Annotated in this window: 16 protein-coding genes and 1 pseudogene; 9 read left to right on the top strand and 8 right to left on the bottom strand. The window is 53.8% G+C overall.

The window, feature by feature from the left end:
• A pseudogene (locus ACOQFT_RS00840) lies at positions 1-141 on the bottom strand (aminotransferase); the annotation flags it as partial.
• A gap of 219 nt (positions 142-360) precedes the next feature.
• Between ACOQFT_RS00840 and ACOQFT_RS00835 the strand changes: the two are divergent.
• The gene (locus ACOQFT_RS00835) at positions 361-990 is read left to right on the top strand and encodes a response regulator transcription factor (protein WP_421596175.1); all 630 of its coding nucleotides are present in this window, start codon (positions 361-363) and stop codon (positions 988-990) included.
• Between the two features lie 276 nt (positions 991-1266).
• On the opposite strand, the gene ACOQFT_RS00830 is transcribed toward ACOQFT_RS00835, so the two are convergent.
• Positions 1267-1836 (bottom strand): DJ-1/PfpI family protein, encoded by a 570-nt coding sequence (locus tag ACOQFT_RS00830; protein ID WP_421596174.1) that lies wholly within the window; start codon positions 1834-1836, stop codon positions 1267-1269.
• Between the two features lie 188 nt (positions 1837-2024).
• Here ACOQFT_RS00830 and ACOQFT_RS00825 point away from each other — a divergent pair, with 188 nt between their 5' ends.
• The 6 genes from ACOQFT_RS00825 to ACOQFT_RS00800 all read left to right on the top strand — a co-directional run bounded on the left by ACOQFT_RS00825 (position 2025) and on the right by ACOQFT_RS00800 (position 6704).
• Positions 2025-2387 (top strand): antibiotic biosynthesis monooxygenase, encoded by a 363-nt coding sequence (locus tag ACOQFT_RS00825; RefSeq protein WP_421596173.1) that lies wholly within the window; start codon positions 2025-2027, stop codon positions 2385-2387.
• Positions 2388-2656: 269 nt separating this feature from the next.
• Entirely contained in the window at positions 2657-3223 is a 567-nt protein-coding gene (locus ACOQFT_RS00820; protein ID WP_421596176.1) for a gluconate 2-dehydrogenase subunit 3 family protein, read from the top strand.
• Positions 3224-3265: 42 nt separating this feature from the next.
• On the top strand, positions 3266-4843 hold the full coding sequence (locus ACOQFT_RS00815) for a GMC oxidoreductase (RefSeq protein ID WP_421596172.1): 1578 nt from the start codon (positions 3266-3268) through the stop codon (positions 4841-4843).
• Between the two features lie 760 nt (positions 4844-5603).
• Positions 5604-5888, top strand: coding sequence for a CopG family ribbon-helix-helix protein (locus ACOQFT_RS00810; RefSeq protein WP_421596171.1), 285 nt, complete (start codon positions 5604-5606; stop codon positions 5886-5888).
• Positions 5885-6166, top strand: a complete 282-nt coding sequence (locus ACOQFT_RS00805) for a type II toxin-antitoxin system RelE/ParE family toxin (RefSeq protein WP_421596170.1) — start codon at positions 5885-5887, stop codon at positions 6164-6166. Before ACOQFT_RS00810 ends, ACOQFT_RS00805 begins: the two co-directional genes overlap by 4 nt.
• A gap of 208 nt (positions 6167-6374) precedes the next feature.
• A complete protein-coding gene (locus ACOQFT_RS00800; protein ID WP_421596169.1) occupies positions 6375-6704 on the top strand; it encodes a hypothetical protein in 330 nt (109 codons plus the stop codon).
• A 257-nt stretch (positions 6705-6961) separates the two neighbouring features.
• On the opposite strand, the gene ACOQFT_RS00795 is transcribed toward ACOQFT_RS00800, so the two are convergent.
• Genes ACOQFT_RS00795 through ACOQFT_RS00785 form a run of 3 tightly spaced genes read right to left on the bottom strand, consistent with a single transcriptional unit; the run spans position 6962 to position 9322 of the window.
• Entirely contained in the window at positions 6962-7396 is a 435-nt protein-coding gene (locus tag ACOQFT_RS00795; RefSeq protein WP_421596168.1) for a nuclear transport factor 2 family protein, read from the bottom strand.
• Positions 7380-8372, bottom strand: a complete 993-nt coding sequence (locus ACOQFT_RS00790) for a DMT family transporter (protein ID WP_421596167.1) — start codon at positions 8370-8372, stop codon at positions 7380-7382. Before ACOQFT_RS00790 ends, ACOQFT_RS00795 begins: the two co-directional genes overlap by 17 nt.
• On the bottom strand, positions 8372-9322 hold the full coding sequence (locus tag ACOQFT_RS00785; protein WP_421596166.1) for a glutathione S-transferase family protein: 951 nt from the start codon (positions 9320-9322) through the stop codon (positions 8372-8374). Before ACOQFT_RS00785 ends, ACOQFT_RS00790 begins: the two co-directional genes overlap by 1 nt.
• Before the next feature lie 112 nt (positions 9323-9434).
• Between ACOQFT_RS00785 and ACOQFT_RS00780 the strand changes: the two genes are divergently transcribed.
• The gene (locus ACOQFT_RS00780) at positions 9435-10358 is read left to right on the top strand and encodes a LysR family transcriptional regulator (protein WP_421596165.1); all 924 of its coding nucleotides are present in this window, start codon (positions 9435-9437) and stop codon (positions 10356-10358) included.
• An 80-nt stretch (positions 10359-10438) separates the two neighbouring features.
• Here ACOQFT_RS00780 and ACOQFT_RS00775 read toward each other — a convergent pair whose 3' ends face one another.
• Positions 10439-11782 (bottom strand): S41 family peptidase, encoded by a 1344-nt coding sequence (locus ACOQFT_RS00775; RefSeq protein WP_421596164.1) that lies wholly within the window; start codon positions 11780-11782, stop codon positions 10439-10441.
• A gap of 4 nt (positions 11783-11786) precedes the next feature.
• Positions 11787-12011, bottom strand: a complete 225-nt coding sequence (locus tag ACOQFT_RS00770; protein ID WP_421596163.1) for a hypothetical protein — start codon at positions 12009-12011, stop codon at positions 11787-11789.
• A gap of 372 nt (positions 12012-12383) precedes the next feature.
• Between ACOQFT_RS00770 and ACOQFT_RS00765 the strand changes: the two genes are divergently transcribed.
• Positions 12384-13124, top strand: a complete 741-nt coding sequence (locus tag ACOQFT_RS00765) for a hypothetical protein (protein ID WP_421596162.1) — start codon at positions 12384-12386, stop codon at positions 13122-13124.
• Between the two features lie 497 nt (positions 13125-13621).
• Here ACOQFT_RS00765 and ACOQFT_RS00760 read toward each other — a convergent pair whose 3' ends face one another.
• Complete coding sequence (locus ACOQFT_RS00760; protein ID WP_421596161.1) at positions 13622-15502, bottom strand: adenylate/guanylate cyclase domain-containing protein; 1881 nt, start codon at positions 15500-15502, stop codon at positions 13622-13624.
• Positions 15503-15884: the final 382 nt, after the last annotated feature.

Here is a 15884-nt window from a genome sequence, read left to right as displayed (position 1 = left end):
CCGCAGCACGTCGCCCTGCATGTGATCCGCAACGCCCGCACTGGAAAAAGCCTGAAGAACACGAGCGTCGGTATTGCCCGGCCCCGGACCAGCAGCAAGAGTCTCGGGGATCTCAAGCGGTGGGAAAATCTGAAAAGTCATTGCGATCCTCCTTGATCATTGGGGTGGTTGAGCACGCCCAAATATCGCGTTGTGGATCAGAAAAGCGCTGCTTGCATCATCGCGCAACGTAACTTACTACTGTTTTGGGACTTCTAATAGGATGGGAAAAAACCTGCCCATTTTGGCAAGGATACCAAAGTATACGAAGTTGGACCCTATTCTTATGGGTGGTTAATCTGAAAATTGGGCGTAAAATCAATGGCAGAGCCTTCACAGCAACCGATTGACGTAATGCTTGCCGACAGCAATCCACTGGTCCTGTCTGCCATGTCAGAAATCTTTGAACGCGACCCGCGATTCTCTCTGGTCGCTACTTCAGCTACCGCGGAAGGGTTCCTGGGTGCGGTTATGAGAGTCCCGGTCAAGGTTTGCGTGATCGCGTGGAACTTGCCGGTTCTGGGGGCCGCCAAGTTGATCGAGGTCCTGCGCGAACAGGAAAATGCGCCCCGTTTTGTCGTCTATGGTGATGAACTGGGAGACGTTCCGCGTCTCGCTATGCAGGCGGGTGCCGCGGGTTTCGCCTCCCGATCAGGTGAGGTCGACGGGCTGCTGGAAACCTGCGCCGAGGTGGCTGCCGGGAAAATGGTGTTTCCGTTCATCGACGTCCGCAAGATGCAACGAGACCCAATTCACAGCCTGTCCCGCAAAGAACGCGCCATTCTCAAGGCGCTGGCACAGGGCATGTCGAACCGTGACCTGTCGAAAGAGCTGCAGATCTCGACCAACACTGTCAAGTTTCACCTGTCCAATATCTATGAAAAGCTCTCGGTCAAAAACAGAGCGCAGGCAATTGCGTTCTATTATTCGTCTGGCGCGACGTCGGACTAGTTTAATTGCCCTATGGCGATACTTTTTCAGCCAGCGTACTTAGTCCACCTATAACGAAATTGTGACAAGTTTGCGTGAACGCTATCTGCGCGCTCCGCTTGTTCAAGCCGGGGACTTTTCCTGATGGGCTATCTCTAATCTTATGTACGGCATCAAACGTCGAGCCCATTTGCCTTCGACCACAGATTTAGTCTGAGCAGATAGCGACCGCGCGGCAATCTAAGGATCGCTGAGCATACTATGGCCGCGATCATTACACTGTGCGATTGCCCGCACTCAATTGTGCTCGGCAGTGATCAGATCTTTAAATTGAGACACTGTTTCTTTCGGAACACCAGCTGCCTCAAAGATTGCGGCGGCAAAGCTGATGGGCGCTGTTCCAGGGGCGGTAACAACATGGCCTGACGAAACCGCCGAAGCACTTTGAACGTAGTTCGATGCTCCTTCATACCCAACTGCGTTCCTTATCAAAAAATCTCCATCATTTGATGTATGCGGTTCTATGTTCAGCAATCCCGATCTGGCCAGCGCCAGAGTTCCACCGCAAATTCCACCGACAGGAACGCCTCTATCATATTGAGCCACGAGGAGATCTGTAATGTCCGGTGCAGTTTCAGAGTCCCACACGGTTCCGCCAATGACAGCCACCACATCCGGTTGCCACACGGCCAGTTCTTCCAGCCCATTGGAGACAATAACGGTCATTCCACCCATCGACCTCAATTGCCCGGGAGTTGGAGAAAAATACGCGACGTCGAGTTCGTAAAAGGAGCCGCCGATTCCGCCGATCATTGCATATTCCCAATCTGCGAATTCATCTGTGATTATCAATGCGACTTTCGCCATTTGGTTATACCTCCTGAGGCTTCCGGATTGGAACATATTGGGAACATTCCAGATGTGCAATGCTACAAGACAACGAATGCCCACCTGTGACTTGGAGTGTTGGCAAAGGCAACCGTGTGAAATTTTGCCGATGAGTCGAATGCGTCTATCCTGACGAAATATGTAAACGAAGTGTTGGAGGAAATGTAATGTCCGCCCCGCAAAATGTAACGATCGTCGGATATATGACCGTCCCCGCAACGCACGCAGCGGCATTTCGAAAAAACTGCGCGGAAATGATTGAATTGCGCCATCAGGAACCTGACCATTTGGCGTCAGCTTACAGTTTCGGGGCCGACCAGTCGGTGGTGTCCCGTGAAGATTATGACAGCGCAGATGCAGTGATCCGCCATATGGAATTGGGAACTCATATCTTTGACAGTACGCGCGCCCTTGTCGAGATCACCGGAATAGAATTGCATGGCCCTGCTGCTGAGCTTGAAAAGCTACGCGACCTGTTTAGTGGAATGAACCCTGGTTTCTTTGTAACCGAGTTTGGGTTTCGGAAGTAAACGGGTCCAGTGTAGAGATGGCCAAGCAGTAGGGCAGAGCCCAATCCGACGACGCAGGCATCGTCCTGCCGGAGGGGGCCTACAGAGGCTCGGTACCAATCTATTAACGAAGCGCCTGGATGCCGCAGTTCAATGTGTCGGTTGGTTTTTCCAAGACTCGTCTTTGCTGCGTTAGGATCGGGCTTCCAATCCAAAATCGGAACCGGAGATATGTCCAAATTTGACAAAGGCGGCGTAGCAGTGACAATCGGGGCATCTGTTTGCAAGAGGTGGAGACAGGTCGGATGATGGGAAGACGACGCTTTTTGACTCGTGTGATCCCGACCACGTTCTGGGCAAACATCGTAACGCTCAGCCTTTCCCGAAATGCGGAGGCAAAGACCGTCGAAAACGAAAGCTACAAGATACTCACAACAACCGAGGCTGAGACTCTGGCAGCCTGGTGCACGGTCATCGTTTCCGGCGCAGAGGAGGCCGGGGTTGCCAGGTTTGTCGACGAAAATCTCGCAGGAAACCAGTCTGCGTCCCTGTTACTTCTCAGATACATCGATGCCAGCGACATGGCAGAATTTTATCGCAAGGGTATCTTGGGTATTGAAAAAGAATGCCAGCACCGGTTTGGCTTGTCCTTTGCGCGGGTGACTGCCGGTCAGAGAATGAAAATGATCGAGGCGGCAGTCGCGTCTGAGATGCAGGTCTGGACCGACCCGGACCCGAATTTCTTCTATTTCATTTCGCGAAGCGACGCGGTGGATGTTGTTTATGGAACGCAGACGGGGTTTGCGGATCTGAAGATTCCGTATCTCGCGCATATTCCGCCACCCCGGCCCTGGTAGCAATTCTGCTGCTCGACAAGAGACCCGAAACACAGAGAACCAATGGCCAAAATCTCATACGATAAGGTCGAAGTTGTTATCATCGGCTCTGGCATCGCCGGCAGCACAATGGCGGCCGAGCTGGGCGAGGCGGGGTTCAACGTGCTGGTTCTGGAGGCCGGGCCAGAGCGAAAGCTCTCAGATATGATCAGCTCACAAATCTGGTCCCGGCGGCTCAGATGGGCGGGACCCGAAGTTCGGGAAACGGGAGACCTGGTGGGGGCGGCGAACTTTGCCATGGGTTGGGGGACTGGCGGAGCGGGCCTGCATTGGTATGCGAACTGGTACCGGCTGCATCCGGACGATTTTCAGGTCAAATCCCTGTACGGGCGCAGTTTGGACTGGCCTATAGGATATGAGGATTTAAGGCCGTGGTATGACCACGCACAATCCTATTTCGGCGTTTCGGGTGATGATGATCCCAATGCGCCGCCCGGCGAGCCTTACCCCATGCCTGCTATTTCCATGTCCGAACAGTCGGCAGCAATAAAACCCGGGTTTGATGCAGAAGGTTTGAGGCTTACGACAAACACTCTGGCGGTAAACTCCGCCCCGTATGGCGGGAGAGCGGGTTGTCTGCTTGATGGCTGGTGCGATGCGGGATGTCCGATTGGGGCTTTGGCAAACCCCTTGGTTCTACAATGGCCACGGGCCCGAAAAGCAGAGGTTGAACTACGCCACAATGCCTATGTGGCACGGGTTGAAACAGACCCTTCGGGGTCGAAATCAACCGGAGTTGTGTATCTCGATGAACAGGGTCGGGAAAACCTGCAACCCGCCGACATTGTCATCTCGGCCTGTCATACGATCTGGAACGCGCGGCTGCTGCTGTTGTCTTCCAGTGACAAACATCCCGATGGGCTGGGCAACGGCAGCAAGACATTGGGGCGCTATTTCACCTCCCATGCTCTTACGACAATGCACGGGCTTTTTACACAGGAAACGGAACCGCATTTGGGCGTGTCAGGCGCCAATACGCTCTGCCTGGATGGCTATGACGACAAACAACCGGCAAAAGGTGCCTTCGGCAGCCGCGCCTGGCTTGTCGGGCAGGCTGCAAAACCCAACGACCTTTTAGGAACCGCTTTGGCCAGACCCGAGGTATATGGCGCAGCCTTGGATGTCTATTTGCGCAAAGCCAGCCGGCACTATGGCAACATGACGGTGCTATGCGAAGAGGACAGTATTCCGGAAAACCGCATCACGCTTGATCCGTCAAAACGGGATCGATACGGGTTGCCGCAGGCGCATGTGAGCAATTCGCTTCCACAAGTAAATGCGGCCAGATCGGTACTGGCCAAGGAAGAGGGCCTGCGCATCTTCAAGGCGGCTGGGACAACTGACGCCTGGGCGGGCCCGCGAAACCCGATGCACATGATGGGTGGAACAATCATGGGTGATGATGCATCCGCGTCGGTCACGAATTCGTATGGGCAAGTGCACGAGGTGAACAACCTATTTGTGGCTGGCGCGAGCCTGTTTCCCACGCCCGGCGCGATCAATCCGACGGCAACACTGGCCGCATTGGTGTTTCGAACAGCAGACTACATTCGCACCCGCCGGTCGGAGTTGTTGCCCTAAGGGGAACTTCGAGGGGGTTGCGCACGACCCAATCCGTCGAAGGCGTCGAGTGCGCAGGGTTCGATCCTGATAGTCGGCTTTGTCACAACTCGCCGTCAGGGGAAACTGCTCCGCTAGGACAGTGTGTAAGATCAGTGGATGATGCGTGGTTTTACGCAATGCTCTGCGTCGCAAACCAGATGCAAATGTACTAGGCGAACTTCCGGCGAAAATCTCCCAGATAACACAGGCAGATACAGAATATTTGAGGACTAGTGACCATGAAATTGAGGGCACAGAGAGGACTCTTTGAATTCGATAGTTAAGAAAGAAAGGCATTCTCGGATTCAAGTATCTCCAGATCAAACGGAGCGCAGCTTTCCACAGTTGTGCTCGGAACTTCGCTTTGCCCGGGATCAGGCACATTGTGACCGTCCTATGGACGATATCGTCGGATACCTACAATTTGGTCAGACCTGGTATGCTATGAAATCGACACATGGCCCAGCTCGCCGTTTCATGGTTCTTGGATAAATTTTTCAACGAGCGGAGAACATAAACTCTCACCAAGCCTATTTGATTTCTCTGACCTCGAAAATCGATCGGGGAGACATGTAGCCAACCGCATTGTTGTCGCAAAATTCAAAATATCCGCAGAAGTGCAGGCCGTCCCTATGATATCTCATCCTCAGAGCAACAGATGCAGTTCATGCCATCGATCTATTGTGAATAGAATGCCAGTGTATTACATTGTACTACATAGCGGAAACAGGTGATTTCGATGAGGACAAGCCCATATTCTATCCGTCTCGATGAAGACTTGAGAAAGTCCCTGGAACGAGAAGCTGCGATAGAAGATCGGTCGCCTGCACAACTCGCCGTACGGGCAATTAGAATGATGTTGGAATCCAAGGCCGCAAAACGTGCAGCCATTGATGCAGCTGTTGAAAAAGCAGATCTAGGTAAGTTCATCACGGCAGACGAAATGAATGCCTGGATAGACAGCTGGGATACCGAGAATGAGCTTTCGGCTCCGACAGCAAGCGGGCAATCCAATAGCCAATGAAAATTGTATTTCTCGAAGATACGGTCCGGGACATTCAATGGTTCCGTTACTACTACACGTCCGTTTTTCCTGAAGGCAGCGAAAGGGCACGGGCTCAGCTCAAGGCCATTCAGCTTACACTTGCTGCCAACCCTTATGCAGGTCACCCAAGTGACGCACGCCAAGACGTGCGGGAGCTTTCAGTGCCGCGAACCCCATTCACGCTGATCTATCGCGTAATGGCCACTCAGATAGAAATTCTGCGTCTCTGGGATACCCGGCAGGGCTCGGATTACTGAAACCAGGATTTTAAATTGGTGGCATCAGGCGGGCAGGGAAGGGGCAAGCAACCGAACCTATTTTGTTGTTCGACCGCTGGCTTCTTCACAGAGGGCGGAAAGAGTGAATTCGCCGCACTGCGGCGAGGGCTTTCAGCAACCCGGCCTTATGTATCAAACGCACCAACAAGATGGCTGAACCCCGCGCTCGCTTGAATCACAATGAGGCATGGGACAATCAATAGAAATTCACAGGCTGATCAAGAAAGGCGCGGAACTTTCTGGCAAACACAAAGCCGCTACAAAGGCTGTTGACGCGATCAAGGCCGATCTAGACGCCATAGACTGCGCACTGGTGCTGTGCGGTTATGAAGACGATCCAAAGGGCATGGCACCGCGCGGCAAGTACAAGCAGCTATTAGGGCGCAATGAGTTGAAGCTGACAATCGTCAACACGCTGCGGCAAGCGCCTGCACCATGCATACAGCGTCAGCATAAAAACGGACATGTAGTGCAGGATTTTGGGCCGGATGGGTGTTTGTGGAAGCTGGCCCCATAGGGCCAGCCAAGCCGTTAGGCAACCTTGGGAAGCAACTTCGGCAAGTGTGGCAATGCCGCTGGATCGCGGGTGTCGAACTAGCGTTCCGCGTGTTCCGGAAACCGGCATTTGAGACGAGTTTCAGCAGCTCGGCGGCAACAAGTGGGTCGGTGACGAACTCATCACCGAACATCTCGGTACAGGCGTCCAGAGGATCGTTCGGCAAATTTCTCAGTAGCGCTTTCGAAAGGTCAGCGTCACATACAACTAGGCAGCCTCTAGACCTTAGAACGCGCCCTGCTTGGGTCAACAATGGTGCCGGTTTTTTCGCATGGGTAGAGCTCTGAGATATCCACGTAGACTACGTAATCAACCACCTTACTACCTTGCAGGCCAAGGCGTGTGGCAAACGGGACTTCATGCTCACTGTAGTCCTTGCGTGTAAAATGGACGGTGCCGTCGCAGAACACCGTGTTGCCGCTCGACCAGACGCCGGCAATGGTATGGCGCATGGCAGAGATGGTCTGAAAGAACGCTTCGTTGGCCTGATGGACAGGTTCGCGCCCTACAACCGGATCGAAATTCCCGAGGCGGAATGTAACGTCCTCTGTCAAATAGCTAACGATGTCGCTGGCGTTCATTGCGTCGACGGCCGCATAGAGCCCAGCAACCAGTGCTGTATGGGGCGAGCTGTGTTCATTGGCGATTTGCATCGTTGGTCTCCTTGGCAGATGATTGGAAAGTTGTGACGTTCAGCGGCACACAGGCCTGTGTTTTGGACGCAAGACGCCATAGGTCGGCATGGCGGATGTGCCCGTTGGTTATGGCCAACCCCAAAAACAGCACCGCGAGCGCCACGACCAATGTGAGGTGAATTGGTTCGTCAAAGGCCAGAGCCCCGAAGCCAATGCCGAAAAGCGTCGCGAAATATCCGACCTGGGCAAATCCGATGCCATCGGTGCGCCGCTGGACTTCGAAAGTCAGCACATAGCTGAGTGCGGTGATCAGCCCGATTCCGGTTAGTGCGGCAATCGAGCCAGGCCCCGGCATCGAACCGGGCGTGACCTGACCGCTTGCGAGGACTGGCAGACCGATCAGCAACAGTTGCAGACCCAGTGTTCCGGCCGCCAGCGTCATCGGATCGCCACCCGTCGGGTAGGCCCGGCTGCGAAAGACATTGCCCATTGCCAGCAGGAGTGGACCCGCCAGAGCAATGGCGATCCAGCGCGGCGCGACACCCGACAGATCGAAGCCGCTATGGGTGGCAAAGCTGATGCCGGCCAACCCAATCAGGATTCCGATCAGCCGGTATGAAGGTAACATTCGCTTTTCGACCAAAGCCGTGATCGCGAATGTAAAAAGCGGCGACAGTGTGACCAGCGCAGAGTAGAAACCGGTCGAGACGTAGCCTAATACTGCAAAGGCGATCAAAGCAGGACCGCTGATGCCCAGAAACCCCGCCCCCAAGTAGTAGAACAGATACCTGCGATGCAGTGGCGGGCGGTTACCGGTGATCGCAACGATGGTAAACAGAACAACGCTCGCGACCAGAAGTTGCCAGAACAGCGCTTGTTGAGGCGCGCTACCTGCTATCGCCACATATTTGGACAATGTAAAACTGACCCCAACCAGCGCACCGATTGCAATGATCAGGGCAGTCGGCGGAAGGTCTCTGGCAATGCGGGACATCACGCCGCTCCCTTTGTCATATCTGCAACGATATTTCCCGGCTCTGGCCCAATCGGGATGATGCCACTCGGGTTGATGTTGCGATGGCTGAGAAAATAGTGCGCGCGGGTATGCTGCAAATCGATGGTTTCGGCGACGCCCGGCTGTTGGGCGAAATCAGCCAGATAGCGCGATAGGGCCGGGTAATCCTTGATCCGTTTCCGGTCGATCTTGAAATGCGTTACATAGACAGGATCGAACCGCAGAAGCGTTGGAAACAGCTTTAGATCAACTTCTGTCGGCATTGGGCCAGCCAGAAAACGCCGCGTGTTCAGCACGGCTTCGACAATGTCCAGCCCCTCATAAAGCTGATGGATCGCCTCGTCATAGGCTTCCTGCGTGGTGGCAAAACCGACGCGATAGACACCGTTGCGAATGGGAGCCTGGATTATTTCAGCCAGCCGATCGATCTCAGCGGCGAAGGCGGTCGGACAAAGGTCCGGAATGGCTGCGTCGACGAAGGCGGTGTTGAGCATCCGCATGATATCTGCGGAATCCGTGCTAATGATCTGGCCGCTGTGCTTGTCCAGCAGCACTGGGACGGAAATCGCGCCAGTATAGGCTGGTTCAGCGCGCCGATAGACCTGATAGAGGTATCGGTCCCGCGCCACACCGGCCGTCTCGTCAAAGCTGGATTGGTCGATGACCCATCCATCTTCGGACATTACCGGGTCCATCCAGGTGATGCTGAGTAGGTCGCGCAGCCCCTTGAGCGCCAACACCAGATCAACGCCATGACACCACGGGCAAGCCTTGGACATATAGAGGTGATAGCGACCTGAAGCCGCCGGAAAGTTTGCCTCAGCGTCCGAACTGATCCAACCCCGAAAAGGGCTGGGCAACCGGTGAAAGCGCCCGTCGGATTGCGCTGGTTTATCCCGCAGAATTCCATTGATCAGCATTTTGGGCATAGCCGCCTCCATCCATTTCGCGTTGAGGATGGCCTAACATGTTTCCCAATGTGGGATAATTGGCTATCAATTACACTCAAGGGTGAGAAAAAGTTGACCATATGAGGGTAACATGATCGAAATCAGCGCTATCCCGGTGTTTGTCGCTGTGGCCGAGAACGGCGGTTTTGCTGCGGCTGCGCGGCGGTTGGGAATCACGAAATCAGCCGTCAGCAAACGGATTGGCGCGTTAGAAGCGCATCTTGGTACTCAGCTGTTTCATCGCTCGACGCGCAGTATTTCACTGACCGAAGCTGGTGAAATTTACCTGACGCATGCAATACAGGCGCTTGGATCGGCGCAGGAAGCAGAAGACGCGGTAGCGGCCGTGCAGGGGCAACCAGTCGGACATCTGAGGGTAAGCGCGCCGATGTCCTTTGGGCGGCTGTATATCGCGCCGTTGCTCACTGAGTTTCTCGCCGCCTTTCCTGATATCACGATGGACTTGACCATGGATGACCGGGTCGTTGATCTGATCGATGCCGGGCTGGATATGGCCATCCGGGCCGGTACCTTGCCTGACTCGGCCCTGATCGTGCGACGATTGGCACCGATCCATAGCGTCCTTGTCGCTGCACCGAGCTATCTTTCGCGACAAGGTGCCCCACAGCATCCCGAAGATCTGCTGGCGCATAACTGCCTTCATTACGCCTATTCACGTGACCCGATGGAATGGGTATTCCAAGGTCCGCATGGTGAAGTGCGGACGCGCACCACGGGCACTCTGCGCATAAACAACAGTGAAACGCTTTGTACCGCGTTACTCGACGGGCTTGGGATCGGGCGGTTGCCAACATTTGTGGCAGGTTCCCGTATGGCCACTGGCGATCTGGTCCGGGTCTTGCCGGAGTACGCATTTTCGGAACAGACTCTATATGCTGTATTCCCCGAGCGCCGCCATATGCCAATGAAAGTCCGCGCCTTTGTGGATTTCCTTGCCGAACGGATCGGGAAGGGCAGGCCGCCCTGGGATGTCGAGGCTGGGCTGATATCTTAATTTATTCGGCGCAAAAAGCGTGCCAGCGGCAAACGCCGCGCACTGGAAACGCAGTCAATTCGCGTACATGTTCTGTGGTTTCACTCAGCCGGATTTAAGATGAGGTTTCGAATGGATTGAACCGTCTGTTCAAGAACCCTGTCCGAACCCAGCAATAGAGCACCGCCATCCTGCGGGATCTCAATATCTGGCGGAATTCCAATCGCCTCAAACTCCTCGCCATCCATGGAGACGTAATTTTGTGAAGACAAACCAAGCGTCCAGCCATTCGGTAAGGTTAGTTCCATCATGTCTGACAACCCACCTGAAGTACGTGATCCCATTACTGTCACATTGGGCAATTCACGCATCGCCAACGTGAATATCTCAGCTGCACTCCCGGTCAGTTCGCTGGTAAGAAGCATGGTTGGTTGTGTAAGAACCAGATCGGAAGACGGTGTCAGCCTTGCTGTGAACGGTTCTGAGTATTTCGGTTTCTTCCATGCCATTTTCTGGAAAATGTCCTGAGTGCGATCGGTAAAGAACCCTGCCAACGCCATGGAAACATTGTCCGCCCCACCGGGGTTGTAACGTACATCCACCACAAGGGCGTCGGCGTTCTGAAGGGCTTCAGCAACTTTTGCAAAGGCCTGCACGGTCGCATCATATGATGACTGATTGAGCCCTGCCTGCACTTCCATTTCCTTGATTGCGATATACCCGATCCCATCAGCACGAATTCCATAACGGATGGGAATGTTCTTTACCTTTTGAACCACAATATCCGCTTCGTTCAACGCGGTGTCCCACAAACGGTCATGCGTGAGCGCTGGTGCTGTTTTCAGCCAGTTGGGTACCCGTTCCGGAGAGAAAGTTCCCTGTTCACCCATCGAAAGCTGAACGTGCCCATCGTCCAGCCCAGCCACAGCATCTCGCAAGCGTTTCGCCAGCTCTGCTTCTCCAACGGTATTTGTTTCTGGAGCCAGCGACTTTTGAGCCTTCCAATTCACGCCGTGGACCTCGAAGAAGGGATAATGGTGGTCCATTGCGTGCCAAAACACGTCAAATGTATGCTGTACACCGCCGTCCCGGTGTTCCGGATCATCACATTCGGTTGGCAGGTCTGAGGTGGTAAACCGAATAGGCTCCAACGCGCTGTCCAAACGCAACTCGATCCCGTCTTTGTTTGTAGATATTGTTGCCCCGGATGCGATCTTTACCAACCCGTAATGAGCCGGGAAGTGGTTTTCCCGGAAGCAACTCACTGGTGTTATTCGAAAAACCTCAGCCCGAAGCGCGCTTATCCGCAAGGCCAATCCGTACGCAGGGGCAGTCCAAGTACCTCTCGGGTCTTCATCGGGGAGGGTGGTATACCATGTCACGGCCCCCAACACGAGGATGCCACCAACGGCAGCAGCGCTCCAGCGGACCAGTGTTTTGAGCATCAGCCTATCTGTTTCGGGGATGGTTGCGTGCCTTCCGCTCATTGCCGCGTTTATAGTTTCCGGTCAGGCGGGCCATCTCCTGTTGCTGGCTTTCGAAATCCAGCCCGTCCATGTCTTGCAGAAACCAGTCTGCTTTGTCACCCCGAAGAGTCGTGGCGCGCTTACCGCGATGGTCGACCACCACCTCACCGTTCTTTGACTGCCTGAAAGTGAAGCCAAGATCGCTCATTTTATCCTCATTGAACCGCGTCTTCGAAACCTTAAGGCAGGAATTTCAGCAAGGGTCAAACCTATCTTGGGATCAACCTCTCGCAATGAGTGGTGCACACCTTTTGCCAAGCCTGATCGTGAGGCTTAAGAAGAATCCCGGTCATTGACGCCAACGAGCGGGCCAACGGCGATATCCACTTGTGAGTGATCGCTGAGAGTTCCATAAGATGCTGATGCAGGCAGTGGCGGCAATCATCTGACCAAATCAATCTTGGTTCATTCGTACTACCTTTGGCATGCCAAATAACAAAGCGCGTATGGTTTCAGGGACTGAATTTGGTCAAAAAGTCCCGGTGTCTTTGTGGCAAGCTGTTTAGTACCGGAAGGTGTGATGAGCGAAAGAAATATGAGAAAATCGGTGCTTGCCGCCGGGAACAATGCCGATCTTTGTGCCGCAATGTTTGCAGCCCACGGTCTTGCGGTGCAGCGTGACGAGAACGCATTGGTTTGCGCGGGCACACCTCCGCCCCTCTACCCCAAGGTGGTTACTTGTCGACCGGGAATTGGTGCCGGGCTTTTACGGTCCGAGAACATGGCCGCTCAATCCGCATTTGCCGTCAAGGACAGCTTTGCCGACTTGCCACTTGGGCAACTTCCGGCAGAAATACTGTTTTCCGCGACGTGGATCTGGAAAGAGGCTTCGGCCGCAGTCACGTCCGGTGCTCCCTGGAAAAGGATCGCCACCAAAGACGACCTGACACGATGGGAAGTCGCATGGAGCGTATCGAACGTGAAATCAGAAACACCGATGTTTCCTGCAAACTTGTTGGATAACACCAGTATCGCGTTCTTTGGGCAAGAGGGCAAAGAGGGAATTCGGGCCGGTTGTATTGCAAATCTTTCGTCTGAAGTGGTCGGTCTTTCAAATGTGTTTGGGCCGACCAACGATCACTCGGTTGTTGATGCTGCAACCCGGTGCGCGGAATATTTTGGCGCAGGCCGCCCCATCGTCGGATATGAAACTCTCGAAGATGCCAGACCATTCGTCGACCTCGGGTTTGAAAAAACAGGAAATCTCCGGGTGCTGCTGGTCGATCAGGACAAATTGAGTGACAGGGCTAGCGCGTCATAATAGTTAATTTCGGCGCCCAAAGCTTTTCTTTCCGGCCCGCAGTGATCAGATGCGCGATCCACATCTTCAATAAAGCCGAAGCTTGTTGTTATGTGATCCTTTTCGCCAACCGCCAACCTAATCAGTTCGACACCAGTTGAAAGATCATGCTGACGTAGCGCATTTGAAAGGCCAGTTTAAGGGAACCCGAATTGCCCTGGAGACTAATGATCTGCCCCCCACTCTGCAAATGTGCATTTTGGTAAGCGGGTTGCATCTTCCGTACGCTCGAGACCTTGCGCAAACAGTGAATGGCTGCCCGGACGGACCGCACAGCAGCATCAGATGGCCGGGTTCAAGGCCGGCTATGGGCCGCCAGCGAAATCCGTCTGAATTAGGGCAGGGGTATTTCTGCTCTGCCTCCGAGGTTGGAAATGAGCCCGACATAGGAGTTTTTGTAACACTGCCAATTCTGTTCTTGGCTTCAATACCCGCTATTCAAGATCCATCCCAGACCGTCAGGACGCGTTTTCCGGAACTCCCAATTTTCGCAAATCGTCTAACCATCGGTTGTGGAACTCTTTGTCGGTGAACGGAGCAGCTTTCGCTTCTTCAATATCGTAATCGGGATTGTCTACCAGAAACTCGCGCATCATGGTGCGGGCCTGGTCATCCCGCCCCAACCGCAGCAAGATTGGAGCTAGGGTCCGTCTGAGGCGGTCCGGGACCCCGTTCATCTTTTCGATCGAAGCAAGCGCTCCTTCATAGTCTTCCGCGAAGTACTGGGCCCAACCCAGATTCCAAAGATACCAATCTGGATGATGTGGATTGAGGCGCATGGCGGCCTTCATCCTGTCAACGGCTTCATCTGCCTTTCCACTGTAGATCAGCGGATCAATGGAATCAGCGAGTACCTGAGCGGAATTCGGGTTTAAGGAAATAGCTTTGTCATAAAGTGATGCGGCCTTCTCTAGATCGCCACTCTGCACTGTAATACTTGCCAGAACCTGATGAGCTTTGAAATTGAAGGGCTCCAGTTTTATCGCCTTTCTGGCCATTTCAAATGCGAGAGCCAAAGATTCTTCACGCGATGTGGTTTTAGTCCATCCCCAGCGGTAACCGAAGTTATGGGCCCAGGCGAGTTCGATGTATGCACTTGCAAAATTAGGGTCGAGTTCGATTGCCTTCGCACTCAGATCCATCGCAAGAATGTTGCCTTCCTTCGTGAACGTGAAAGACTGTTCCTGCGCACGCTTAAAAAGTTCGTATGCGCTCAAATTGTCAGTGGGTTGATGCTCTAGTCGGTCATACTCGGCCAGATCGATGTTCTCGTTGAGAGTCAGGGCGATGGTTCGCGTAACTTCGTCCTGGACATCAAAAATGTCCTCAAGACTGCGGTCGTAGCTTTCCGCCCAAAGGTGTTTCCCGTTTGTTGCGTCGATCAACTGCGCAGTGACCCGTAACTTGTCTCCCAAAATTTGAATGCTGCCCTCGACAACGTAACGAACACCCAGCTCCTCGGCCACCTGTTGGGCCTTTACCGGTTGGTCCTTGTAGGTAAATGTCGAATTGCGGGAGATTACGAAAAAGTCGACAAACCGGGAAAGCGCGGTGATGATATTTTCGCTGAAGCTGTCGCTGAGATAGTCTTTTTCCGGATCGCTGTTCAAATTGTCGAACGCCAGTACCGCTATTGAGGGTTTGCCCGTTAGCGAAACAGAGGTGGGTTCAGCCGTATCGGGTGATTGGCTCGAAGCGTTCCAAGGTTGCCACAAGACCACCCCCCCGGCTAAGACTGCAACCGTGGTTGCAACAGCGATTAACCCAAAGCGACGTCCCGATTTTACGGGTCGGGTAAAAGTGTCAACGAGAGCCATTGCTTTGTCATCCAGCAACAGGCTGAAAACACGTATAGGTTCTGCGATATTCTTGACCTCGTGCAGCCCGAGGTCTTTGATGTTGAGGTCGAGTTTGTCTTTTACCTGATCGAATACGCTGGTGGTCATATAGATACCGTCGGGTGTAGCCAGACCTTCTAGCCGCGAAGCGACGTTTACACCGTCACCATAGATGTCATCGTTCTCCACAATGATGTCGCCGACGTTGATCCCAATTCGGTAGTGGATCTGACCCGCCTCCGGGACATCCTTGTTTTTCAATCCGATGAAATGTTGAAACTCTATCGCACACCGTACTGCTTCAACGGCGCTGGCAAATTCGATCAGTAGACCATCGCCCATTAATTTGACGATGCGCCCATTTCGGGCTGAAACGATAGGTTCTATCAGATCTTCGCGATGTGCCCTAATGGACTCCACAGTGCCTGCTTCATTTTCCCGAATGAGGCGACTGTAGCCTACTACGTCTGCAGCAATTATCGCCGTGAGGCGTCGTTCCAATGCCCAACCTCCCTAGCTCAACTGACAGGATAGCCAAAAAGACGAATCTATTCCAGATATGAGGCGGCGGGTCGCATCTCACTAGCGAAAGCTGCCTTGGCAGCTTCGAACGGAATCGAAAGGGTTGGTGCGCTGTCTGTGAGTCCGCTGACCCATAAGCTTTCCTGTGCAGCGAATGTCGGAAAAGCGGACTGCAACCGCAGCATTTGAACACCCTGATCAAGGCCGGCTTCGGGCCGAAAACATTTGGGCCAACCGTCGCGCGCGAGCATGCCAATCCAATACGGAAAGAAGCGTTCGCGTGGCAAGCTCGTTGCATTTGTTGTCGTATAATGCTGACCTTACCGGACAGATGCATGCAACCTGTGTGTGCCGATCCAAA

The organism is Ruegeria sp. MALMAid1280, from assembly GCF_049195285.1.
Taxonomy (GTDB): Bacteria; Pseudomonadota; Alphaproteobacteria; order Rhodobacterales; family Rhodobacteraceae; genus Ruegeria.
The sequence above is the reverse complement of the archived record's forward strand: the minus strand, read 5'-3'. Positions and strand labels throughout refer to the sequence as shown.

Coding starts and splice junctions, on each gene's coding strand:
- ACOQFT_RS00835 (WP_421596175.1), top strand. CDS start 361: ATGGCAGAGCCTTCACAGCAACCGATTGACGTAATGCTTGCCGACAGC.
- ACOQFT_RS00830 (WP_421596174.1), bottom strand. CDS start 1,836: ATGGCGAAAGTCGCATTGATAATCACAGATGAATTCGCAGATTGGGAA.
- ACOQFT_RS00825 (WP_421596173.1), top strand. CDS start 2,025: ATGTCCGCCCCGCAAAATGTAACGATCGTCGGATATATGACCGTCCCC.
- ACOQFT_RS00815 (WP_421596172.1), top strand. CDS start 3,266: ATGGCCAAAATCTCATACGATAAGGTCGAAGTTGTTATCATCGGCTCT.
- ACOQFT_RS00810 (WP_421596171.1), top strand. CDS start 5,604: ATGAGGACAAGCCCATATTCTATCCGTCTCGATGAAGACTTGAGAAAG.
- ACOQFT_RS00805 (WP_421596170.1), top strand. CDS start 5,885: ATGAAAATTGTATTTCTCGAAGATACGGTCCGGGACATTCAATGGTTC.
- ACOQFT_RS00800 (WP_421596169.1), top strand. CDS start 6,375: ATGGGACAATCAATAGAAATTCACAGGCTGATCAAGAAAGGCGCGGAA.
- ACOQFT_RS00795 (WP_421596168.1), bottom strand. CDS start 7,396: ATGCAAATCGCCAATGAACACAGCTCGCCCCATACAGCACTGGTTGCT.
- ACOQFT_RS00790 (WP_421596167.1), bottom strand. CDS start 8,372: ATGTCCCGCATTGCCAGAGACCTTCCGCCGACTGCCCTGATCATTGCA.
- ACOQFT_RS00785 (WP_421596166.1), bottom strand. CDS start 9,322: ATGCCCAAAATGCTGATCAATGGAATTCTGCGGGATAAACCAGCGCAA.
- ACOQFT_RS00780 (WP_421596165.1), top strand. CDS start 9,435: ATGATCGAAATCAGCGCTATCCCGGTGTTTGTCGCTGTGGCCGAGAAC.
- ACOQFT_RS00775 (WP_421596164.1), bottom strand. CDS start 11,782: ATGCTCAAAACACTGGTCCGCTGGAGCGCTGCTGCCGTTGGTGGCATC.
- ACOQFT_RS00770 (WP_421596163.1), bottom strand. CDS start 12,011: ATGAGCGATCTTGGCTTCACTTTCAGGCAGTCAAAGAACGGTGAGGTG.
- ACOQFT_RS00765 (WP_421596162.1), top strand. CDS start 12,384: ATGAGCGAAAGAAATATGAGAAAATCGGTGCTTGCCGCCGGGAACAAT.